The organism is Catenovulum sediminis (assembly GCF_007289895.1).
GTDB classification, from domain to species: Bacteria; Pseudomonadota; Gammaproteobacteria; order Enterobacterales; family Alteromonadaceae; genus Catenovulum; species Catenovulum sediminis.
The window spans coordinates 3,239,889-3,262,746 of the sequence record NZ_CP041660.1 but is presented as its reverse complement, the minus strand read 5'-3'; the positions used below and the strand labels follow the sequence as shown (position 1 = coordinate 3,262,746).

Here is a 22,858-nt window from a genome sequence, read left to right as displayed (position 1 = left end):
TCTCGCTAATATAAAGCGTTAAAAAATCAGTTTATTCCCACTCAATCGTCGCAGGCGGTTTACCGGAAATGTCGTAAACAACACGTGAAATACCATCAATTTCATTAATAATCCGGTTAGAAACATGACCTAAGAAATCATATGGCAAATGAGCCCAGATAGCTGTCATAAAGTCAATTGTTTCAACTGCGCGCAGTGAAACAACCCAATCGTATTTACGGGCATCGCCCATCACACCAACAGAGCGTACCGGTAAGAACACAGTAAATGCCTGGCTCACCTTATGATACAGCTCGGCTTTGTGTAACTCTTCGATAAAAATAGCATCTGCACGGCGCAATAAATCGCAGTATTCTTTCTTGATTTCACCTAATACACGCACTCCTAAGCCCGGCCCTGGGAATGGGTGGCGATATAACATATCGTAAGGTAAACCCAGCTCTAAACCAATTTTACGTACCTCGTCTTTAAACAATTCACGCAAAGGTTCAACTAAGCCCATTTCCATATCATCTGGCAGGCCACCTACATTATGGTGCGATTTTATAACGTGCGCTTTGCCGGTTTTTGAACCTGCTGATTCAATCACATCTGGGTAAATTGTGCCCTGCGCTAACCATTTTGCGGTGGTTAATTTTTTAGATTCTTCATCGAAAATTTCAACAAAAACACGGCCTATAATCTTACGTTTTTTCTCTGGATCAGCTTCGCCCTGTAGCGCATCCAAAAAGCGATCTTCGGCATCGATATGAAGAATTTTCAAACCGAAATGATCACCAAACATTTCCATTACCTGCTGACCTTCATTTAGCCGCAACAAACCATTGTCAACAAATACACAAGTTAATTTATCGCCAATTGCGCGGTGCAACAACATTGCGGTTACTGAAGAATCAACGCCACCGGATAAACCTAAAATGACTTCATCATCACCAACCTGAGCTTTAATACGCTCAACAGCATCTTCAATAATGGATGCGGGTGTCCAAAGTTTTTTACAACCACAAATATCAACGACAAAGCGCTCTAAAATACGCTGACCTTGACGTGTATGGGTAACTTCTGGGTGAAACTGAACACCATAAAAATGTTTATCTTCATTGGCCATCCCTGCATGGGGGCAACTTGGCGTGGTCGCAACTGTGCTAAAACCAGATGGAATTGAAACCACTTTATCACCATGGCTCATCCAAACATCTAATTGTGCCAGCCCGTTTTCACCGATATGATCTTCGATATTTGACAACAATGCAGATTCACGCGCCAGTTCAACTTTTGCATAACCAAACTCACGATGTTCTGAGCCTTGCACCTGACCGCCCAACTGCTGTGCCATAGTTTGCATGCCATAACAAATACCAAAAACAGGTACACCCGCGTCAAAGACATATTGTGGCGCTCGCGGCGTGTTTTCAGCCGTTACGGTTTCTGGTCCGCCTGATAAAATAATACCACTTGGGTTAAATTCTTTAATCTGCTCTTCAGTGACATCCCACGCCCAAAGCTCACAATAAACGCCTATTTCACGCACGCGACGTGCTATCAACTGTGTGTACTGAGATCCGAAATCTAAAATCAGAATTCGACTTTCGTGAATATTTTTACTCATTGCTAAAATCCAGTATATATAAACAACTCAGGCCAGCCCTCGGGCTAGCCTGAAAATAAAGGAATAATCGACTAAATTATCCTAATCGGTAATTCGGCGCTTCTTTGGTGATTTGTACATCATGCACATGCGATTCACCCATGCCGGCTGATGTTATACGAACAAATTGAGCTTTGGTGCGCAACGCTTCAATATCACCACAACCTGTTAAACCCATCGCTGAACGTAAACCGCCCATTTGCTGATGAATAATATTGGATAACGGTCCTTTATAAGCGATACGGCCTTCAATACCTTCTGGCACTAACTTATCGGCTTCGTTCGATTTTTGGAAATATCGGTCACTTGAGCCTTCTTTCTGGCTCATTGCACCAAGCGAACCCATACCGCGATAAGATTTATAATAGCGACCTTGGAACAACTCAACATCACCCGGTGACTCTTCAGTCCCCGCAAACATTGACCCTACCATGACACAACTTGCACCCGCGACTAAAGCTTTTGCAATATCGCCCGAGAAACGAATACCACCGTCAGCAATAACCGGAATACCCCGCTCGGCTAAAGCTTCAGCCGCATCTGCAACCGCCGTAATTTGTGGTACACCACAACCTGTCACAATACGTGTTGTACAAATTGAACCCGGTCCAATACCGACTTTTACCGCATCAACACCCGCATCAGCCAGTGCGATTGCACCTTCTGCGGTTGCAACATTACCCGCGATTAATTGTACAGTCGGAAAGTTTTCGCGCACCCAACGAACTCTGTCGATAACGCCTTGCGAATGGCCATGTGATGTATCCACCAAAATCACATCCGCACCCGCTTCAACCAAAGCAGCGACACGCTCATCAGTGCCAGCTCCAACGCCAACCGCGGCACCAACACGTAAGCGACCTAACTCATCTTTACATGCGTTTGGTTTATTTTCAGCTTTGTAATAATCTTTTACTGTGATCATGCCAGCTAATTTAAATGCATCATCCACCACTAAAACTTTTTCGATACGGTGACGGTGCATTAAATCTAAAATCACATCTGATTTTTCACCTTCTTTAATGGTCACCAATTGATCTTTTGGTGTCATCACAGAAGAGACAGGTAATTCTAAATTTGTTTCAAAACGAATATCACGAGCAGTACAAATGCCAACAAGGTTATTATCCGTATCAACAACAGGGAAACCAGAAAACTTCACTTGTTCAGATAAGTAGATCACATCTTGTATCGTCATATCCGGCTTTACCGTAATCGGATCAGAAACAATACCTGATTCAAACTTTTTAACTTGACGAACCTGAGCGGCTTGCTCTTCGATGGTCATATTTTTGTGAATGAACCCCAAACCACCCTCTTGAGCCAACGCGATGGCCAAACGAGCATCTGTTACCGTATCCATAGCAGCAGATAACATTGGGATATTTAAACGAATTTTGCTTGTTAATTGAGTTTTCAATTCCGCATTATGCGGTAGTACGGTCGAGTGACCCGGTACTAGGAGAACGTCATCAAACGTTAGAGCTTCTTTAGCGATTCTTAGCATTGCAACTTCTCACCAAGGTTATGAGTAGGTATTTACAGTTGCGGCAGAATTTTAACGGCTTTAAGTGACTAGGTAAACTTAAATTTAAGATATTTTCGCTTAAATTTGCCTATATGGAGTTTTCAGCATTAACATAGGCCCATCATTTACCAAATTTGACCGGATATGCTTTCATCTCAAACTGTTTTTAGCGTAAGTCAACTCAACACACAAATTAAAAGCTTACTAGAAAATAACTTCAGTGGCATTTGGCTCGAAGCCGAAATATCTAATTTAACCAAGGCCGCTTCAGGACACTGGTATTTTTCGTTAAAAGACGAAAACGCACAAGTGCGCTGCGCCATGTTTCGAATGGCAAACCGAAAAGTGACTTTTCCAGCAGAAAACGGAACACAGGTGTTGGTTAGAGCAAATGCCAGCCTCTATCAAGCGAGAGGAGAATATCAATTAATCGTCGAGTCAATGCAGCCAGCAGGCATTGGACGCTTGCAACAAGCTTTTGAAGCGCTCAAAACGAAACTGCAAAATCAAGGGCTATTTGATTTACACCGTAAAAAACCACTACCGACCAATATTCGTAAAATCGCGATAGTCACTTCAGCAAAAGGCGCGGCCATCCACGATATGCTCAGTATCTTAAATCGCCGCGCTCGACATATCGAAATCGATATCTATCCCTGTTTAGTACAAGGTGAATCGGCGGCAAAAGACATTGCCGAAAAGATCAAACTGGCACAAGCCGACCAAAGCTTAGATTTAATCATTGTCGGTCGAGGTGGTGGTTCTTTAGAAGATTTATGGGCTTTTAATGAAGAACAAACTGCATTAGCGATAGCAAGTTGCCCACTGCCTGTTATTAGTGCTGTCGGCCACGAAACCGATATTACAATTGCAGATTTTGTTGCAGATATACGCGCCGCAACCCCTTCTGCGGCAGCTGAAATCATTAGCCAAAACTGTCTTGACTTAGCCGCAACCCTTCCGCATCTGAACAATCGGCTGACAAACGGGCTACAGCAAACCATTCGAGCTCAACAAAACCGTCTACTGACATTAAAAATGACCTTGTCTGAACACAGCCCTCAACAAAAAATCAGGCAAAAACAACAATGGTTAGACGAACAAGAATGGCGTATTAATGAAGTACTGAGTCACAAACTAACCCAGTTAAAAACAAAACAACAAAAGTTAAGTGACCGGTTTGCTGCGCATTCACCGTTAGAGCATTTTTACAGTATCAAACATCAATTGGCGGAACTGCAAAACCGGCTGACATCGACCATCCAGAGCCAAATGCAAACAAAGCAAAATAAAATCAATTTAGCGGCACAACACCTGCACGCAATCAGTCCTTTGGCGACGTTTGAACGCGGATACTCTGCAACTTACAACCAACAAAAACAATTAATAAAATCAGTCAAAGAGGTTTTACCCGGAGAGGAAATTCAAACCCAGTTAAAAGATGGTTTTATCACCAGTAAAATAATTAACAGCAGAAGCACAACTGATTCTTGAGCTTATGCAATTGAAGACATAGAATGCGACGCAGATTTTTAATAACAATAATTTAGAGAATTTTACTCGTGGATATTCCAAAGTTTAGCTTGAAGTTTTTTCTACCCAAATATTGGTTAACTTGGATTGGCATTAGCATTTTGTACACTATCAGTTGGTTACCCTATAAAGTCCAACTCTTACTGGGTCGTCTTGTCGGTAGATTAATGTATACACTGGCCAAACGCAGAAGACACATTGCAAGACGAAATCTGGAAATTTGTTTTCCCAATATGCAAGACCATGAAATTCAGTCTCTGTTAAAGCAAAACTTTGAAGCGGCCGGAATTGCGCTGTTTGAATCCAGTATGGGTTGGTGGTGGCCTAAATGGCGACTTGCGAAATTCTGTCATTATCAAGGATTAGAGCATATTGAAGAAGCCCAAAAAGCTGGTAAAGGCGTATTAATGGTGACTTTTCACAACATGTGTTTAGAAATATGCTGCCGGGTATTTGGCCAAAAACATCCAGCGGTTGCATTTTACCGCCAGCACAACAATCCGTTGATGGAATATTTTCAATATCATGGACGCGCCAGAGATAATAAATATCTAATAGGTGCTAAAAACGTAAAAGGATTACTTAACGCATTAAATGACAACGAACTGTGTTTTTACTTCCCGGATCAAGATTATGGCCGCAGGCGCAGTGTTTTTGTCCCCTTTTTTGCTGAGGAAAATACCTGTACCACCACAGGCACAACATTATTTTCCGGCGAAGCGGGTTGTCCAGTTGTACTGGTTACGCCACAAAGACTAGACGATGGCAAAGGTTATCTAATTACAGTCAGCCCGATCATAGAAAATTACCCCAGTGGCGATGACACAGCAGATGCAGCAAGGTTAAATAAACTGATAGAAACTGAAATCTTAAAAGCACCAGAACAATATATGTGGTTGCACAGACGCTTTAAAACACGTCCCGATCGCAAAGCAAAATCATTATATGATTAAGCTTTTAATGACAACTTACTGGAAATTTAAAAAGCAATAAATTAATCTTGCTCATCAAATGAACAATGGATAGTCAATCATGTGGTTTTGGATTCGACATACATCTGCAGCAATTATTTTAGTATTTATTGGAGCTTACGTAATCTTAAACGAAAACGCTTTATTTACCGCTGACACTTTAGACAATGCATTAGAAAGTGACACAGCAAAAACAACCAAATCCAGTGCGACAAAAGCAATGCAAGGATTTGGTGACTTTTATGCTGATCTAAAACAAAAATATGAAAGCATGTCTGATGCAGAGCGAGAGCTGTATGTAATCGAATTGAAAAAGCCAAATAGTAGCCTAACCGATGAACTTCACAAAATCGGCGTAACAACACGCTCAGTGAGTGGCAATTGGGTTGGTGCCATGAAAAACCGACGCTTCGCTCATGGTGACACGTTAAGGGAACGCATGCGAGATATCGCAGAAGCTGAAAATATGCATCTAATATGGTGGTTAGAGCGCGATTTTGTTGTCAAACTGCCTTTTAGAGTAGAAGAAACAACGGTTGGTACCTTGTACAAAATGAGTACCGCAATAGATAGTGATTTCGAAAGGGATGTGTACGCTTTCTTTTGTCCCAAACAACGTACTCTTGTCATCACAGACGTTGTTGAACATTACATTCGGGAAAATTGCGCGCCAGCCAGATCAGCCGACAGTCGAAGATGGCGATTATTTAGATAGTAACTGTATCTACCCTCTAACGAATTTATTCTCTTTAACCGAAACCCGACAGTTATTGCGGTCTTCTTTGGTCACGGTTTTTAAATCGCCTAATTGGATATGAATTTGACTATACATATTCTTTGCTGCATATACATAACAAGACTCAATGGCGCCAGAGATACGCTTTTCTAAAACGAGACAAGCTTGTTGCACCTTTTTAAACTCTTTATCATGGTGCTTATATTTTTTAATCGTCTCTTCAACCAGTTTAGTTCTTTCAGGACATGCCTCATCGTCTTTCAAATGTTCCCATGCCGCTTTTAAATCTTCTAAGACGATTTTTTTATGCTTTTTAAGCTGCACAATCGCCGCCTTTTTCTGTTGCTCTTTTTCTAAATCACAACATAAATGAATATGCGTAGAGGTTGAAGCTGGCGCCCCTAAAGTGGCACAAGATAAAAAACGATTGAGTTGAAACAAACCACCAATAATCTTACCTGCTGGTGTGTTTTCAACACCACCAACAACTGAATCTGCTTTGACAAATGCATGTGATAATTGCGCTTGAAAAGACAACTGCTTACCACAAGTCACTTTTGCATACTGGATATACTTAGCACAGACATTACCAGTTGCCTGCACATTACAACTGAACTCAGTTTCTTGTGTAACCACTTCATCAGTTACCTTGCGGCCAATAATACCTTTTAAGACGGTGACATCTCCGTCTACTTCGAGTCTGGCATTTTCAACAAATCCAGCAATCGTAACATCCCCTTTCGCTTTTAATCGCATCCCTTCAGCGACATCACCGTTGACAATAACACCGCCTTCAAAATCGATATGCCCGGTAGACACATCGACCCCTTTGAGCTCCAATACATTGTCGATGCGAGCACCTTGTTCAGACAAATACGGTAAACCTGCCATTTCCGCGACTAATAAGTTTTTGTCTGTCGGTGAAACCACACACCCACTTCCTGCTTCAAATTCTAGCCATTCTCCCGGTGTCGCTAACAATGCATCACCTAACACATTGAAACCAGATTTACCTTTAGTGGGCGGGTGTCGCCGCATGATAGCATCGCCGACTTTGACGGAAATAAGCTCACCTAAATCCCGCATATCAACTTTGCCATTTTCAGCTTCTTGCGGCTGTAAAACACGCTCACGTGCATTTTTACTTAGCGCTTCAAACCAACTATCATCCCCTTTTATCGGCTGTTGTCCATGCGCGATAACCTGAGTGGTTATTTCACCCGGTTCGGCATTCGCGGCAAGCTCTGCCAAATTTTTAACGGCATCTTGATCAACGCCCATGCTTACGCCTTTTTGCGTAAGCGCTTTAATGATTTTATTCGGCGTTAAATAAGCGCCACCATAAGGGCCAATAATTTCAGCTTTAGCAGACATACTGTCATTCGCAACAGTGACATTGATTTTAGCATCACGCACTTCTGCGACAACCAATTCGACCGGCTGGCTAAATTGTTTTTGAATAATTTTATCATTTGCCATAGCAACAAAATCCGTCACGGATTTGTCAATAACAAATAAATTGGCATAATCAGACGTTGCTAACTGGCTTTTTAACCAACTGTCTTTTAAGGCTTGGCTATCTTGGCTGATAGTAACTACCGCCGTTAATTCGCCTGAATGCTCGTCTAAATTAAACTTCAACTCAGCCATGCAGGGGGGACTCAAGTTTTTTACATTTGATCAAACAATAACATACAATTATTTTTTTCAAAAGAATCATAAGCATAATTAGACAGGTAAATTAAACTGTCTCTGCTTCTTGTTTAAAATGTTTCAATAATTGAGCAAACTCTTCAGCCGGACGGTCAAATGCACTTTCTGGTATCAATAAATCATACCCACTTAATTTTCTGAGCCAGGCCATACGGTGTGCAAACATGCCTCTAAGTCCAGTATAGATAATACCCGAGTCACTTTTGTAAGCATCAGTGTTTAATGTTATTTCACTTATACAGGTACCCGTTGGACAATCTTCTTTTAAATAACGGTGTAAAATTGCACGCTGTTCAATCAGCAAGTGAGATATCAGTCTTAAACTGATTGCGCCCAGTATTTTTTCAGGGTCAACCAATTTTATGCCAACAAAAGCCAAGTCAACCGATTCTAATCCCTGATGAACCTTTGGAATATCAATTCGTTGAACGTTTTCCCATTCAATCAATAAAAAACCGCGTTTGTGATGATATAGGATGCCTTGATTGTTTAGCATAAAACTGACATCAGGCTCTTGTATTTTAAATACGCCCATCACCACCCCAACAACAGAGCAGCCCATCAAAAACATCAAGGGCAATTGCAAATTTTCAGGTGCTTCAAAATATAAAATAGCCAAAACAACCATTAAAATAGCACTATATACACTGATACTATAGCCATTTTGCTTAGCGACAGATCGAATGTACTGTGTATCCAAGTTTTGCATAACATTCATCCAGTCAAATTAGGTAAATAAACCTCCATGACAAACCAAAACATAAAAAGGCCCCAAACAATAATAAGCCGCCACTTGCGACAACGAGGACAATCGGGCCAGAATAAATCTCTAATCCATTTTTTCATAAATTAAAAAAAAGGAGGCATAGCCTCCTTGTTATCTATTGTCAGTTAACTATAGATCAATCTATAGTTAGCGCTTAATATTTTGCAAACTACGTATCAGCTCACCGCTCAAACTTAAATTGGCTGAAGCACCTTCAATTGAACCTTGAGTTTGGCTCACCAACTGCTGCATTTTTTCCTGAATATCTTCAGAATTCGTCAACTGTACACGAATGTGCTCAATCATAGTGGCCATAGATTCTGAACTGCTTTTTGCAACGTTCACCAAAGAATTAAGTTGGCTGGTAGTGGTATCGGCTATATTTACACTACTATCAATTAACTCTTCGACTTCTTTTTGTTTAGTAATGATAGAGCCTGAAATATCCATAATTTTACGCATTTCAGTTTGAATCTGGTCGGCAGAATTATTTGCAGTGTTAGCCAGCGAACGTACTTCATCTGCAACAACCGCAAAGCCTCGACCATGCTCGCCTGCGCGTGCAGCTTCAATCGCCGCATTTAACGCGAGTAAATTCGTTTGTTCAGCAATACCTTTAATCGCTTCAACTAAGTGGTCAATGTTTTTGCTGTTTTCTTCAAGATTAGAAAGTAAGTGGGTAAATTCTGAGATAAATTGCGCTGAGCTGCGGATATTGTTGACAAGATTCGTTAACTCAACGATACACTCCTCACTTGTTTTTGAAGTTTCAGCTGCCGCTTCGTGAGAACTGTTTGCAATATTTTCAATTTCCATCGACTGCTCTATAAAATGTTTAACCATTTCATAGCTATGCTCGATCATGTTTAGGCCTTCTTCACTCGACTCATTCACGGTGCTGGCATTTAGTTTTATTTGCTCTGCTATTTCGTAAGCAGAACTTTCGAGCAGTTTATCTAAAATAGCGGCTTTCTTTTCTAAATCCATCAATTCAACTTGATCGACTACTGCCTTTCCGGCAGGAATTGCTGGTTTCATCCAACTAAACATATCAGGCCCTTATCTAATACGAATAAAATTATTCTTATTTAACTTATGATTTTAGTTATTTTTTAATGAGTAACTTGTTTAAACTAAACCTTATAACAATATAAATTTTTGAAACAATAGTTTAGCAAAGTTAATTTATCTATGTTCGCCATCTAACTTTAGATGATGTCGCATGAGTTGAACAGTTTTTTATCGGAAAAATACACAACAACTTTAAGATAATTTACGCTTTTAGATGATAATCAATATCATTTGCAATATAATTGCAATATATCGCTTCGAAATGGCAACTTAGGAGTCAGTCAAAATGACACTGAATAAATTACCAGTTGGAACATCTGCCACTGTTTTATCTATCTCGCCAAGTCAAGCAGGCTTTAGGCGTAAACTACTCTCTCTAGGCATGACTCCCGGTGCAAAAATAACCGTAAAACGTTTGGCGCCATTAGGTGACCCAATTGAAATTGAAGTTCGCGGTTTCAGTCTAAGTTTGCGTAAATCAGAAGCAGAAACCATTCAGGTAGAGACAATTTAATTCATGCAAAAACAACTATCTATTGCTGTAATTGGTAATCCAAATTGTGGTAAAACCACTTTATTTAATGCCTTAACAGGCGCAAGACAACGTGTCGGTAATTGGTCTGGTGTTACGGTGGAAAAGAAAACCGGTTTTTTTAATATAGACGCCTCCACTAAAGCTGAGTTAACGGATTTGCCGGGGACTTACTCACTTGATGCAGAAGACCATGAGATATCTCTAGACGAAAAAATTGCGCGCGATTACCTACAATCAGGCGAATCCGATCTGATTCTTAATATTCTCGATGCATCCAGATTAGAACGCAGCTTATATTTAACGTTGCAATTGAGAGAAATGGGCGTACCACTGATTGTGGTGCTCAATATGGCTGATGTTGCAGAAAAACAAGGCATTAAAATTGATACAGAGCGTTTAAGCGAATGTATTGGCGTGCCGGTAATCAGTGTCAGTGCGATAAAAAAACAGGGCCTTGATAAACTATTATCTGCCATTAAAACGCCGCCATCATATAAACCTAAACCGTTAGAGTTAGACTTAACTCAAGCTAAAAACATTGTTCTAGAAGAGCTTCAATCAGAATTTAAGTTAACTGAATCGCAAGCCCAACAAGTTTACTCGCGACGCGCTGAAAAAAGCACCATTGCTCAATGGTTAAAAGCAGAAATACCCGCGGCTGAAAAACTGATTGAAAAGGTAGAGCACGAGCAAGCAACCTTTTTAGCAGATAAAAGGTATCAGATTGCTCAGCAGTGGATTGACCACAGCACCCAGCAAGAATACAAGCAAACTAAAACTTTAACGGATTATATAGACGATGTAGTCCTAAATCGCTGGTTAGGCATTCCAATATTTTTAGCCGTGATGTACTTAATGTTTGTCTTTGCGATCAATGTAGGTGGCGCCTTCATCGACTTTTTTGACATTCTATTCGCAACTGTCATGGTTGATGGTGCGCATATTCTTTATCAAAATATCGGCTTACCTGAATGGTTAAGTACCATCCTCAGCCAAGGCATTGGCGGCGGCATACAATTAGTCGCAACCTTTATACCTGTCATTGCGGGTTTATATTTTTTCCTCTCGCTTATTGAAGATTCAGGATATATGGCGCGTGCAGCTTTTGTCATGGACAGATTTATGCGCGCAGTCGGTTTGCCGGGTAAATCATTTGTCCCGTTAATTGTTGGTTTTGGCTGCAACGTACCTGCGGTCATGGCCAGTCGAACTTTAGATACACATAAAGACAGACTCTTAACGATAGCAATGGCACCTTTTATGTCATGTGGTGCTCGCTTGTCTGTGTATGCCCTATTCGCGGCAGCATTTTTCGCCAGTTCAGGCCATAACATTGTCTTTTTATTGTATTTGCTAGGTATCGTGATGGCGATATTAACGGGTTTGTTATTAAAGCAGACGTTATTTAAACCGACATTAACGCCTTTTGTTATGGAATTGCCGGCTTATCATCTACCTTCAATGAAAAATGTTTTATTAAAAACTTGGGATAAGTTGCACGGCTTTATCACACGCGCGGGTAAAACCATTATTGTTGTTGTCACCTTGCTGAGCTTTTTAAACTCTTGGGGGACAGATGGGACTTTTGGAAACCAAGATTCAGAAAATTCAGTGCTTAGCCAAATCAGTAAAACCATTACCCCAGTATTTGCGCCAATTGGTATTGAAGAAGAAAACTGGCCCGCAACGGTGGGAATTTTTACCGGCATTTTTGCTAAAGAAGCGGTTGTCGGTACTTTAGATGCATTGTATGGCCAAATTGGTTCACAAGCAGAAATCGATGCATCTGACGATCAAACGAGCTTTTCATTGCAAGCGGGTATCTCAGAAGCATTCGCAAGCGTGCCGGCCAACCTTGTGGATATTTATAATAATATTTTTGATCCACTTGGGTTAGGTATTATTTCAGAAACAGATTTAACCGCTGCGGCGGACGCACAAGGTGTTCAAGTATCGACTTTTCAGGCAATGGGCAATTTATTTAATGGCACAACCGCCGCTTTCTCGTATTTAGTGTTCGTTTTATTGTATACCCCTTGTGTTGCGGTAATGGGCGCGATGTATCGCGAAGCCGGGCTAAAATGGATGAGTTTTATTGCACTTTGGTCGACGGGTCTGGCATATATTACCGCTTCGGTAATTTATCAAGTTAGTACGTTTAGCGCACACCCAACATTCAGTGCAATGTGGTTATTATCCTGTGCTGCTATTGTTATTGTTACCTTGGCATTGATGAAACAACATGGGCGGAAAATCGCCAAAAAAGAAGCGCTAATTATTCCAGTGGTCAACGTGAACTAGCTTTCTAAGCAAAATTAGCCGCATAGAAAAGATCTATAGTCACTATTAATAAACCGGATTTCTGTTTATTTCAGCTTAAAAATAGAAATTCGGTTTATTCAAATCAAAGTACCCCTGCTATCCTTTTAACTATTTGCGTGTAATGTTCACACCTCTACACACCGCTCAAGAACCGAAATTCCTCAATAAAAACAACCAAATAGGACTGAGCATTCAAATCGCAACAACAGATTAAAATGTCGAAAAATAATACGATAGCTTATTATTTTTAAATACAAAAACAATTTTCGAAATGATATTGATTCGCATCCAGCCTAATGTATAATTCGCTAATAATAATTACTCTCATTTTCAAGTACATTAAGATTTAACTCATAAAATATTAACAGGAAGCTAGGTTAGGATTATGAATATCAAACATTCAATATTATTTAGTGCAATCGCTTTATCTCTTACTGCTTGTGGTAGCTCATCAGATGACGCGCCTCAAAATACAGCGCCAACAAGTGTTTCCTTGTCTACAACAACGGTTGCCGAAAATCAAATGGCGGCCACTATTGGTACTTTAAGTGCAACTGATGCGCAAAATGATACACTTACTTTTGAACTCGCATCAGGGGCAGACAGCCGCTTTGAAATCAACGGTAACAGCTTACAACTCAAAGCCGATGCCATGTTAGATTACGAAAAAGAAACAACAATCACCCTGCCTGTTATCGTTTCAGACGGTACTTTATCAACAGAAGAAACCTTAACCATTGAAGTTCAAGACGAACTTGATTTTTATGTTTTCCCAAGCAAATTTTCTGACGGTGACAGTGTCAGCTATTCTGGTCAGGTCGCGCGCCACGTATTAATCGCCGAATTAACCAACTATATCGGTTCGGGTTTACAGGCTGATATTGAAAACGAAAAAGTTAAAACAAAAGCGGACGCTTTAGCTAAATTATATGCCTACTACTACAGTGATTCGGATGAAAACACCACAGCAGATGCCGTCAATGCGGTGTTAAATGCAGATTTAACAGTGGTTGCAAACAGCGAACAAAGTTCAATTGCAGATATTTCTTCAGGTAAAAACCTGCAGGGCAAAATTGCTGGCAATGATGGTGGTTTCGATGATGCAGTCGTAACACAACATAAAGATTGGAATGCGGGCACTGAGTTTGAAGCCTTTAGCGCAACTTACATGGGTGATTTTGAACAAACCCCGGAAGCCTTATTGTTAAAATTCTTTGAAGTGATCGCAATCAACGCTGAAGCAGTTTATGCTGGTGAGCACCTCGACGATAATAATTTCTCACTTCCAGTCTATTTAACAAAAGATGGTCATGATCTAAAACAATTGGTCCAAAAATTCTTATTAGGTGCAGTAGCTTATTCGCAAGGCACCGATGATTATTTAGATGACGCAACAGACGGTAAAGGTTTAAAAACCGCCAATGCTCAAGATGGCACATCTGCTTACAGTAAATTAGAACACCAGTGGGATGAAGGTTTTGGTTATTTTGGTGCAGCGCGCAATTATCTAGCCTATACAGATGAAGAAATCGCAGGTAAAGGCGGCCGTGACGGTTGGAGCAGCGGTTATTACGACATCAATATGGATGGCAAAATTGATTTAAACAGCGAGTTTAACTTTGGTAACTCAACCAATGCGGCAAAACGTGATTTAGGCAGTGCAGGTGTCACTGATTATACCCAGCAAGCAATGGAAGCATTTTTAGCCGGTCGTAGATTATTAAACGAAATCGCTGGCACGAGCTCTGATTTAACAGATTTAGAAATGGAAGAATTAAAAGGCCATCGTGACCAAGCGGTATTAGCCTGGGAAAAATCAATCGCAGCAACGGTTGTGCATTACATCAATGATACCCATGCAGATATCACAACTGGTGCAAGCTTAGCCGATACTGCTAAACACTGGTCTGAATTAAAAGGCTTTTTAATTGGTTTACAATTTAATCCGCATAGCCCGTTAAGCGATGCTGACTTCACTGAAATTAACAACCTGATTGGCGACAAGCCGGTATTAGATGCGGTTAATAAAACAGCTTATTTAGCAGACTTGCTAGAAGCCAGAGCGAAATTACAAGCTGCATATAGCTTTGATGCAGATGTAGTTGCAAACTGGTAATTTTAAAGCAGTCAACTATTTGAAAACAGGATGTTAAAGGTTAGCTGCGCAAGCAGCTAACCTTTTTCCGTTTATAATCTAGCATCGTTTATAATCCGATGCTGATGATATTCAAAGGATTTTTAATCTCGTTAAACATACCTAAAAATTAAAATATAACAAAATAGACATAAAAATCGTGTAAACAACGCGCATATAGAATCAACAGAGTGCAATTTATGAATTTGACTAAAAAGACAAGAAACGCTCTATCAGCTGTTAGCCTGATATTTTTAAGCGCCTGCGGCGAATCCACCAGCAGTAAAGCCGGCCCGGAATATGGATTAACCTCTGACTTTACCGAAAATGAATTGATAACGCACTTGGTTGACCAAGTCATTAAGCCCCGCCATGAAAGTTTCAGTGCAGCACTTGCAGCACAAGAACAGTCACTTGAAGCCTATTGCACAACAATTGAAACTCAAACTGACAGCAGCAGCGAACTCACCCAAGTACAAAATGACTTTACAGCACTGATGGCGAGCTGGCAGCAAATTGAAGTCATGCAAATGACACCGCTTTCTGAAAACTCCGCAGCCCTGCGTAACACAATATATAGCTGGCCCAGAGAAAACAGCTGTGCGGTTGATCAAGATGTCGCGTTTAATGCAGAAGGCAGTGTAAATGGTCAAAATTATGATATCAGCAAGCGAAGCGACACGCGCAAAGGATTAGATGCGTTTGAATATCTCATTTATAATCAGAATTTAACCCACAGCTGCAGCTTAGAAACAGGCGCACTCGTCGGCTGGAATCAACTAGACGAAAATACACGAAAAATACAGCGCTGCGACTTTGCTAAAGTTGTGCTTTCCGATCTCAAAACACGCTCTGACGAACTGCAAGTAAAATGGTATACGGCTGACAATGCCTATCAAAACGAATTAAAAAATGGCGATCCACGCAGCGCAATAAACACACTGGGCCAAGCCTTATTTTACGCCGATTATCAAATTAAAGACCAAAAACTGGGCATGCCACTGGGCTATTTTAATAATCAATGTGGCAATGCACCTTGTGCTGCAGAAGTAGAATCAAAACATGCCAAATTAGCGATTAAAAACCTACAAAACAACTTAATCGCGTTTGAAGCTCTGTTTACCGGTAAAACTTCTGAACATGCAGCCGACAGCGACGAAGCAATTGGTTTTGATGATTACCTACAAGCTGTTGGTGACAGTGAAACGTCTGAGGTCATTTTAACCGCTTTACAAAATGCACAAACACAATTAGCCGATATTCAAAGTGATTTTGCAACTGCGCTAACCAATCAAAATAGTGATTTTGAAAAAATCGAAGCACTGCATGCGCAAATAAAAGTGATTACCGACCAGTTAAAAACACACTTTATTACGAGCTTATCTGTTGAATTGCCTGACACATCAGCCGGCGATAACGACTAAGTTTAAATAATAAGGGAACGAACAAAATATGAAACTCAACCCAATTTTTATCGCAATCTCGGCCTGTTTGCTTAGTACAAATATAAATGCACAACAAGCGAATCAACCAGCGAATCAACCAGCGAATCAAGAAAAAGCGAATGATAGCGAGAGCCGATATGCAGAGCGTATTCAAATATTAGGCGCACACGACAAATTGCGCACTCAAGGCGGTGCAACCAGTTTAGTATCAGAAGCGACATTAGAAAAATTTGAATTTGATGACATTAACAAAGTGCTGGCTTCCGTACCCGGGGTAAATATTCGCGAAGAAGACGGCTATGGCTTAAGACCCAATATCGGATTCAGAGGATCAACGCCAGAGCGCAGCAAAAAAATATCTCTAATGGAAGACGGCGTGCTGATCTCCCCTGCCCCCTACTCTGCACCTTCTGCCTATTATTTCCCAATGGTCAGTCGGATGACGGCAGTCGAAGTATTTAAAGGCCCGGCAGCGATAAAATATGGGCCAAATACAGTCGCAGGTGCACTTAACTTAGTCACTCGCAGCGTACCAACTGACAATGAAAGCGCGATTGATTTAGCCTACGGCACAGACAATTACAACAAAGCCCACTTGCATCATGGACAAACGGTTGGCCGTTTTGGTTATTTAGTAGAAGGCTTGTATACAAAAGCAGATGGCTTTAAAAGTATCGATTTTTCTGACGCCGATACCGGCTTTGAAAAATCTGATTTAATGGCAAAATTTAAATACGATTTTTCGGGTAGCCAATCAAAACATTTTGTTGAACTCAAACTGGCATATGCGCAAGAAACTTCAGATGAAACATATCTCGGTTTAACCGATGCAGATTTTAACGTCGAACCAAATCGGCGCTACGCTGCAACACAAAAAGATAAAATGCAGTGGACCCATGATACAGTTCAATTAACGCACTACATTGAACTAGGCTCTGTCGATCTAATCACCCGCATTTATCAACACGATTTTGCCAGAGACTGGCGTAAAGTCAGCTCATTAGGCCAAGGCGCACCTTCGTTGTTAGACGTGTTAATACAACCAGACAGCAGCGAACATCAGAAATACTATCAGATTTTAAGCGGCCAGCAGGCTGGTGATATTATTCTGGGTACGAATGACCGATCTTACCAATCAAAAGGTATTCAAAGTGATTTAAGCTGGCAGTTTATCAGCGGTGATATTCAGCACAAAGTGGATGCCGGTATTCGATTGCACCAAGATTATATTAACCGAGATCACTTTGAAGAAACCTTCAGTATGTCGGAAAGTGGAACACTTGGCTCGGCTGCAAATAAAGAATTTACCTCTGTCAATCAAGAAAAAACAGATGCCCTGTCGGTTTACCTGCAAGATGCAATGACATTAGATAACTTAACCGTTACCGCAGGTATACGCGGCGAATATATAGATGCTCGCTACCAAAACCGTAAAAACGAAAACGATTGGTTAGAAAAAGAAAGCCGAATCTGGTTACCTAGCTTAAGTGCGTTTTACAAATTGCACTCAGACTATGGCGTATTTGCCGGTGTACACCAAGGATATGTCCCAAGCAGCCCGCAACAAAATGATCAAGACGTAGAAGCAGAAAAAAGCATCAACTATGAAATGGGCTTTCGCTTAAACAATGGCCATATCAATGCTGAAATTGTTGCCTTTTATAACGACTACAGCAACTTAAAAGAAAGTTGTACCTTTTCTCAATCATCAAACTGTCCACTGGATTCTGATTTTAATGGGGGCAACGTAAACGTATATGGCTTAGAAGCACATATTGCTAATCAATTTACCTTAACCGATGCATTAGACATGCCATGGAGCGTCACCTACAGCTATACCCGTTCAGAGTTTGAAGACAGTTTTGTCTCCGATTACCCGCAGTGGGGGGCAGTTGAACAAGGTGATTCTATGCCGTATCAACCCGATCATTCATTAACCTTGAGTAGTGGACTCGCTGCAACTAATTGGCAGCTCAATGCCCAATTAAAATATACAGGTGAAATGCTAGAAGCAGCCGGCGATGGTGTAAACCTATCTGGAAAAGTAATCGAAGCCAGCACCATTTTGGATATATCGGCAAGTTATTACTTCCCAAACAATCACACCGTCTACCTAAAAGCAGACAATATTACCGAAGAAACGCATATCGTCAGTCGCCGACCTAACGGTGCCAGACCGGGCAAACCAAGACAGCTCATTTTAGGATATAAGTTTAGCTTTTAAACAATGAACCCTATCCTAAACTGGCTAGATACAAATGTGTTTGATATGGCATCTAATTTATTAGATGCCAACAAACGCATCTATTTAGTTTATTTGTTATCCGCTTTGCTGATTGCCAGCGCAACCTATTTAATGCAAAAGCCCGCAGGCAAACTGCACCAATATTTATTCAACCGTAAAATTTGGTGGCATAAAAGCGCACAAGCCGACTACAAATTAATGTTGCTGAATCGAATCATTAAAGCCCTAATGGTCACCCCTTTCTTGTTTGGCGCAATACCAATAGCCCTGTTTATTAACGAATCTTTTAGCATGTTAATGGGACCGGCTCAAAGACCCAGTGCAGGTACTTTAGAAACGGCCTTTATATTTACCGTAATCTTATTTATTCTAGACGATTTCAGTCGCTTTATATTGCACTACGCGCTGCACAAAATACCGGCACTTTGGGCCTTTCATAAAGTCCACCATAGCGCACAAGTGCTTACACCACTGACTATCTATCGCACACATCCACTAGAATCTGCCTTATATGCAATGCGCATGACGCTAGTGCAAGGTAGTTCAATTGGCATCAGTTTAGCGTTATTTGGGCCAGCGTTAACTATGATAGATATACTAGGTGCTAATTTATTTATTTTTTTGTTTAATCTGGCGGGTTCTAATTTACGTCATTCACATGTCTGGTTAAGCTGGGGCAAGTATTTCGAACATATATTTATAAGTCCGGCACAACATCAATTGCATCACAGTAAGCAAGCTCAACATTTTGACTGTAATTTTGGCACCACCCTAGCCTGCTGGGACATATTATTTAAAAGTTTAATCACAGCCCCCAAAAAACGCCCGTTTAAGCTATCATTTGGTATTAAAGATCAAGCAAACCCACATCAGCTGCCTCAATTGTATTTCACCCCTTTTTATGAAGCTTGCCCAAAAAGCCTGCGCTTGAGCTTGACTCAACTTTTTAAAAACTTGATTCGGCTTCTTAAAAATCTGAAAGCAAAATTTAAATACGACAACTCTCAACCCATACGTTTTGACTAATGTTCAAAAAAGCATAAACTTAAAAGAAACTCACAGACAACAATAAACCATGGACGTAACTAAAAAATTAACCTTATCACTGCTTGCATGTTTATATTCCGCTTCTGCATTTAGTTCAGAAGAGTTTGCAACCACGCTATATTATCAACAAGCGAAAACCGAGAACGCCAGTGACGGTTTTGGCATAGAAGGCGCCTATATCCATCAAAATTACGGCGGCATCTATTTAAACTACACAGAGTATGCTGAGATAGAATTCACCGACAACAATAATGTTGTGCAAAATAACAGCCTACCTATGTTGAAGCTAGGTTATATTCACAAACTCAAATTAAACCAAAAACTATCTTTAGCGTTTAAATTAGGTGCAGCGTTTGCAAACCAAGAAATCACCAATAGCCAAGCAACCTTATTGGAAAACGGCGATACTGCATTAAACCTAGGCGCTAATTTGATCTGGTCTTTTTCAGATGTTTTGGCTTTAGATGTTGGCATAGAGCAAATACAAGATATGCCCTATTTTGGTAGCTTCAGTGCGATACAACTGGGTTTAAGTTATCGTTTCCAGCTCAGTGGAAAATCCGATAAAGTTATCCGAGGTGAAATTTCAAAACCCGTCCCATTAACTACACAGCCAGTGGAAAAAAAACCGCATACTAAACAGCCAGTAAATGAAACAACCGAAAATGTCGCACTTGCTGAAGTGAAAATTGGTGAAGACACACAAAAACCCACCTTATTACAGCGTGAAATGGCCAAACGCAGTACAGAACAAACACAACCTACAGCGCAGTCAACAGCACAGCCAACCGCGCAAAAACCTAACACAGAGTCACAACCAGACTTATATACAACTCAAACATCAAGCGCTTATAAAATACAGTTAGGTGCATTTGCTAATCCCTCAAATGCAAAACAACTGGCACAAAAAGTTGAACAAGCCGGATTTAAATTTACCATCGAGAATAAAAATGGTCTGCAATTAGTGTACGCAACAGGTTTTGCAAATCAGCAATTAGCAGAACAAGCAAACGACACACTAAGCGAGAAGTACGGAACAAAAGGCATCGTTCGCCTAAATAAAAACGAATAATTGATATAAAAATATAACAGGGAACATTATGAAACCAACCAGTCGTGCAGTGTCATGGGCATTTTTAGTCTTTAGCTTGTTTCACTTGCCTTTATGGGCGCTTAGCAACGCACAAGACGTGGAATTTAAGATAGAAAAAGCGCCCAATTGGGTTACACCCAAACAACTTGAGCAAAAGCTATCGCTGGCAAAACTGAGAAAACCGGCCCATTATCATCTTGTTGATGTGCAAAAACACGTTGCCACACAAAGCCAGTACCGTCGGTATGTTTACAGTGTTTCCGATCCTTCCGGTATCAGTGACTATTCTGATATCAGTATTCGTTTTAACCCAGCATTTGAAAAATTAACCATACATACAATTAATATTGTTCGAGGTGGCAAAATAGTCAGTCGCGTTGAAAAAAGCGACATAAAAATCATTAATGCAGAAGATGATAGAAGCAACAACATCTATTCTGGAGAAATGACTGCAGTTACCTTACTAAAAGGTGTCCAACTCGGTGACACAATTGACTACGCATATTCGTTAGCAGGACAAAACCCCGTATTTTCGGGTAACTTTGCAAGTTTTGAATGGCTGGGATGGAGAACACAAGTCGACCAAATTAATGTCGAAGTAATCAGCCCTAAATCCCGTAACATTCATTATCAGGTATATGGCACAGCGCAAACGGTAAGCGTCACTCAACAAGAAGACAACTTGCTATACCGCCTGAATATATCAAACAGTCAAAAAGTATTTGAAGAAGATAATGTACCTAGTTGGCACAAAACCTACCCTTACGTTCAATTTTCGGAATATGCAAATTGGCAACAAGTTGCTACTTGGGCAAGTGCTTTATTTACAGTGAATTCTCAGCCGTCTGAACAATATTTAAATCTGATCAAAGAATTAAAGAAACAACCTCAAAAACAAGCAATAGAAAAGGCAATAAATTACGTACAGGATGAAATTAGATATTTGGGTTTGGAGCTGGCTGAAAACTCGCATAAACCGCACACTCCGAATGAGGTGATCGCCAACAAATATGGCGATTGTAAAGATAAATCGTTGTTGCTTGTCGAGCTGCTAAAAGAGCTGGGGGTAAAAGCCAATGTCGCGCTGGTGTCTAGCTATAAAAGTAAAATGCTAAATACATATTTGCCAGCGCACAACGTATTTAATCATGCAATTGTAAAGCTAGAATATAATGACAATAAATATTGGATAGACCCAACTATTTCACTGCAAGGCTTCAAGTTAGAAAACAAATACCAGCCTAATTACAGTTATGCGTTGTTAATTGAGCATAACTCAACCAATAACGATTCAGTGCAACTTGTTGATGCAACACCAAGTCAGCCTTTAAAAGGAACGGTTAACATTAAAGAGACAGTAAAAGCGATAGATTATGTATCTCCTGTCGAGTGGATTATTGTTAGCCATTTTACCGGCGTCGAAGCTGAAGATATGCGTTATAAGGTGAATAACTCTGGTTTAGATAGTATTCAAAAACAATATTTAAATTATTATGCTAAAACCTTTCCCAAAATATCTAAGCTGAGTGCGTTAAAAGCGTCTGATGATATCAAAAATAACCACTATACCTTAACTGAGCACTATCTAGTTCCAGATTTTTGGACAATTAATCAAACAGCTTCTGAGTTTGCTTTAAATGCGGATTACACAGAAAACTTCATTTATCAACCTGATACAATAATCAGAAGTCAGCCACTTTACATTCCCCCGCGAGTGCAAGTAGAGCACCGTGTCACATTTATTTTGCCGGAAGATATCGATTTTTCATCTTCAGTGACTGAAGATGTGCTGGAAGATAAACATGTACGTTTTGTCAGTAACTTAAGCTACGACAGACGTCACCTAACCTACAGCAATCAATTGCATTCCAAAACAGATCATGTAAACCCGGAGGATGTTGCAGACTACCTTTCACTGCTGAAAAAGATAGAAGACCATAAAACCTATTATGGTGAAATCACCAATGTAACCCAAGAAAGCAGCATGCTGGCAATGCAGAAGCTTGCAAGCAGGTTAAATAAAATGCGAGCTAAAAATAGCCCACCTACGCAACTGTACGAGGGACGTTAA

At 40.5% G+C, this 22,858-nt stretch carries 16 protein-coding genes; 11 read left to right on the top strand and 5 right to left on the bottom strand.

What is annotated here, in order from left to right:
- Positions 1–31 precede the first annotated feature (31 nt).
- Both guaA and guaB read right to left on the bottom strand, forming a co-directional pair.
- Complete coding sequence (guaA, locus tag FNT16_RS13930) at positions 32–1,609, bottom strand: glutamine-hydrolyzing GMP synthase (RefSeq protein ID WP_143872141.1); 1,578 nt, start codon at positions 1,607–1,609, stop codon at positions 32–34.
- A 76-nt stretch (positions 1,610–1,685) separates the two neighbouring features.
- On the bottom strand, positions 1,686–3,155 hold the full coding sequence (gene guaB / locus FNT16_RS13925; RefSeq protein ID WP_143872140.1) for an IMP dehydrogenase: 1,470 nt from the start codon (positions 3,153–3,155) through the stop codon (positions 1,686–1,688).
- A 165-nt stretch (positions 3,156–3,320) separates the two neighbouring features.
- Between guaB and xseA the strand changes: the two genes are divergently transcribed.
- The 3 genes from xseA to FNT16_RS13910 all read left to right on the top strand — a co-directional run bounded on the left by xseA (position 3,321) and on the right by FNT16_RS13910 (position 6,395).
- Positions 3,321–4,670 carry an exodeoxyribonuclease VII large subunit gene (gene xseA / locus FNT16_RS13920; protein WP_143872139.1) on the top strand — a complete coding sequence of 450 codons (1,350 nt, stop codon included), beginning with the start codon at positions 3,321–3,323 and terminating at the stop codon, positions 4,668–4,670.
- A gap of 68 nt (positions 4,671–4,738) precedes the next feature.
- On the top strand, positions 4,739–5,662 hold the full coding sequence (gene lpxL, locus FNT16_RS13915) for an LpxL/LpxP family Kdo(2)-lipid IV(A) lauroyl/palmitoleoyl acyltransferase (RefSeq protein WP_143872138.1): 924 nt from the start codon (positions 4,739–4,741) through the stop codon (positions 5,660–5,662).
- A gap of 79 nt (positions 5,663–5,741) precedes the next feature.
- Entirely contained in the window at positions 5,742–6,395 is a 654-nt protein-coding gene (locus tag FNT16_RS13910; protein WP_143872137.1) for a TcpQ domain-containing protein, read from the top strand.
- Positions 6,396–6,404: 9 nt separating this feature from the next.
- Here the strand turns inward: FNT16_RS13910 and FNT16_RS13905 are convergent, their stop codons facing one another.
- The 3 genes from FNT16_RS13905 to FNT16_RS13895 all read right to left on the bottom strand — a co-directional run bounded on the left by FNT16_RS13905 (position 6,405) and on the right by FNT16_RS13895 (position 9,711).
- Positions 6,405–8,066, bottom strand: coding sequence for a flagellar assembly protein A (locus FNT16_RS13905; protein WP_143872136.1), 1,662 nt, complete (start codon positions 8,064–8,066; stop codon positions 6,405–6,407).
- A 91-nt stretch (positions 8,067–8,157) separates the two neighbouring features.
- Complete coding sequence (locus FNT16_RS13900; RefSeq protein WP_143872135.1) at positions 8,158–8,838, bottom strand: DUF2982 domain-containing protein; 681 nt, start codon at positions 8,836–8,838, stop codon at positions 8,158–8,160.
- Between the two features lie 204 nt (positions 8,839–9,042).
- The gene (locus FNT16_RS13895) at positions 9,043–9,711 is read right to left on the bottom strand and encodes a methyl-accepting chemotaxis protein (RefSeq protein ID WP_425456707.1); all 669 of its coding nucleotides are present in this window, start codon (positions 9,709–9,711) and stop codon (positions 9,043–9,045) included.
- A gap of 541 nt (positions 9,712–10,252) precedes the next feature.
- Between FNT16_RS13895 and FNT16_RS13890 the strand changes: the two genes are divergently transcribed.
- The 8 genes from FNT16_RS13890 to FNT16_RS13855 all read left to right on the top strand — a co-directional run bounded on the left by FNT16_RS13890 (position 10,253) and on the right by FNT16_RS13855 (position 22,858).
- On the top strand, positions 10,253–10,480 hold the full coding sequence (locus FNT16_RS13890; RefSeq protein WP_143872133.1) for a FeoA family protein: 228 nt from the start codon (positions 10,253–10,255) through the stop codon (positions 10,478–10,480).
- A 3-nt stretch (positions 10,481–10,483) separates the two neighbouring features.
- Positions 10,484–12,802: a Fe(2+) transporter permease subunit FeoB gene (gene feoB, locus FNT16_RS13885; RefSeq protein WP_143872132.1), complete on the top strand. Its 2,319-nt coding sequence runs from the start codon at positions 10,484–10,486 to the stop codon at positions 12,800–12,802.
- 406 nt (positions 12,803–13,208) lie between these two features.
- Positions 13,209–14,939: a DUF4856 domain-containing protein gene (locus FNT16_RS13880; protein ID WP_143872131.1), complete on the top strand. Its 1,731-nt coding sequence runs from the start codon at positions 13,209–13,211 to the stop codon at positions 14,937–14,939.
- 218 nt (positions 14,940–15,157) lie between these two features.
- Positions 15,158–16,381, top strand: coding sequence for an imelysin family protein (locus tag FNT16_RS13875; protein WP_143872130.1), 1,224 nt, complete (start codon positions 15,158–15,160; stop codon positions 16,379–16,381).
- Positions 16,382–16,409: 28 nt separating this feature from the next.
- A complete protein-coding gene (locus FNT16_RS13870) occupies positions 16,410–18,626 on the top strand; it encodes a TonB-dependent receptor family protein (RefSeq protein ID WP_143872129.1) in 2,217 nt (738 codons plus the stop codon).
- A gap of 3 nt (positions 18,627–18,629) precedes the next feature.
- Complete coding sequence (locus tag FNT16_RS13865) at positions 18,630–19,673, top strand: sterol desaturase family protein (protein ID WP_185976604.1); 1,044 nt, start codon at positions 18,630–18,632, stop codon at positions 19,671–19,673.
- A 49-nt stretch (positions 19,674–19,722) separates the two neighbouring features.
- The gene (locus FNT16_RS13860; RefSeq protein ID WP_143872128.1) at positions 19,723–20,766 is read left to right on the top strand and encodes an SPOR domain-containing protein; all 1,044 of its coding nucleotides are present in this window, start codon (positions 19,723–19,725) and stop codon (positions 20,764–20,766) included.
- A gap of 28 nt (positions 20,767–20,794) precedes the next feature.
- On the top strand, positions 20,795–22,858 hold the full coding sequence (locus FNT16_RS13855) for a DUF3857 domain-containing protein (protein ID WP_143872127.1): 2,064 nt from the start codon (positions 20,795–20,797) through the stop codon (positions 22,856–22,858).

What these genes read in the sequence shown, in the direction of transcription:
- guaB (WP_143872140.1), bottom strand. Translation starts at nt 3,155, where the DNA reads ATGCTAAGAATCGCTAAAGAAGCTCTAACGTTTGATGACGTTCTCCTA.
- FNT16_RS13905 (WP_143872136.1), bottom strand. Translation starts at nt 8,066, where the DNA reads ATGGCTGAGTTGAAGTTTAATTTAGACGAGCATTCAGGCGAATTAACG.
- FNT16_RS13860 (WP_143872128.1), top strand. Translation starts at nt 19,723, where the DNA reads ATGGACGTAACTAAAAAATTAACCTTATCACTGCTTGCATGTTTATAT.
- FNT16_RS13910 (WP_143872137.1), top strand. Translation starts at nt 5,742, where the DNA reads ATGTGGTTTTGGATTCGACATACATCTGCAGCAATTATTTTAGTATTT.
- FNT16_RS13890 (WP_143872133.1), top strand. Translation starts at nt 10,253, where the DNA reads ATGACACTGAATAAATTACCAGTTGGAACATCTGCCACTGTTTTATCT.
- guaA (WP_143872141.1), bottom strand. Translation starts at nt 1,609, where the DNA reads ATGAGTAAAAATATTCACGAAAGTCGAATTCTGATTTTAGATTTCGGA.
- FNT16_RS13900 (WP_143872135.1), bottom strand. Translation starts at nt 8,838, where the DNA reads ATGCAAAACTTGGATACACAGTACATTCGATCTGTCGCTAAGCAAAAT.
- FNT16_RS13855 (WP_143872127.1), top strand. Translation starts at nt 20,795, where the DNA reads ATGAAACCAACCAGTCGTGCAGTGTCATGGGCATTTTTAGTCTTTAGC.
- FNT16_RS13880 (WP_143872131.1), top strand. Translation starts at nt 13,209, where the DNA reads ATGAATATCAAACATTCAATATTATTTAGTGCAATCGCTTTATCTCTT.
- FNT16_RS13870 (WP_143872129.1), top strand. Translation starts at nt 16,410, where the DNA reads ATGAAACTCAACCCAATTTTTATCGCAATCTCGGCCTGTTTGCTTAGT.
- xseA (WP_143872139.1), top strand. Translation starts at nt 3,321, where the DNA reads ATGCTTTCATCTCAAACTGTTTTTAGCGTAAGTCAACTCAACACACAA.
- feoB (WP_143872132.1), top strand. Translation starts at nt 10,484, where the DNA reads ATGCAAAAACAACTATCTATTGCTGTAATTGGTAATCCAAATTGTGGT.
- FNT16_RS13875 (WP_143872130.1), top strand. Translation starts at nt 15,158, where the DNA reads ATGAATTTGACTAAAAAGACAAGAAACGCTCTATCAGCTGTTAGCCTG.
- FNT16_RS13865 (WP_185976604.1), top strand. Translation starts at nt 18,630, where the DNA reads ATGAACCCTATCCTAAACTGGCTAGATACAAATGTGTTTGATATGGCA.
- FNT16_RS13895 (WP_425456707.1), bottom strand. Translation starts at nt 9,711, where the DNA reads ATGGAAATTGAAAATATTGCAAACAGTTCTCACGAAGCGGCAGCTGAA.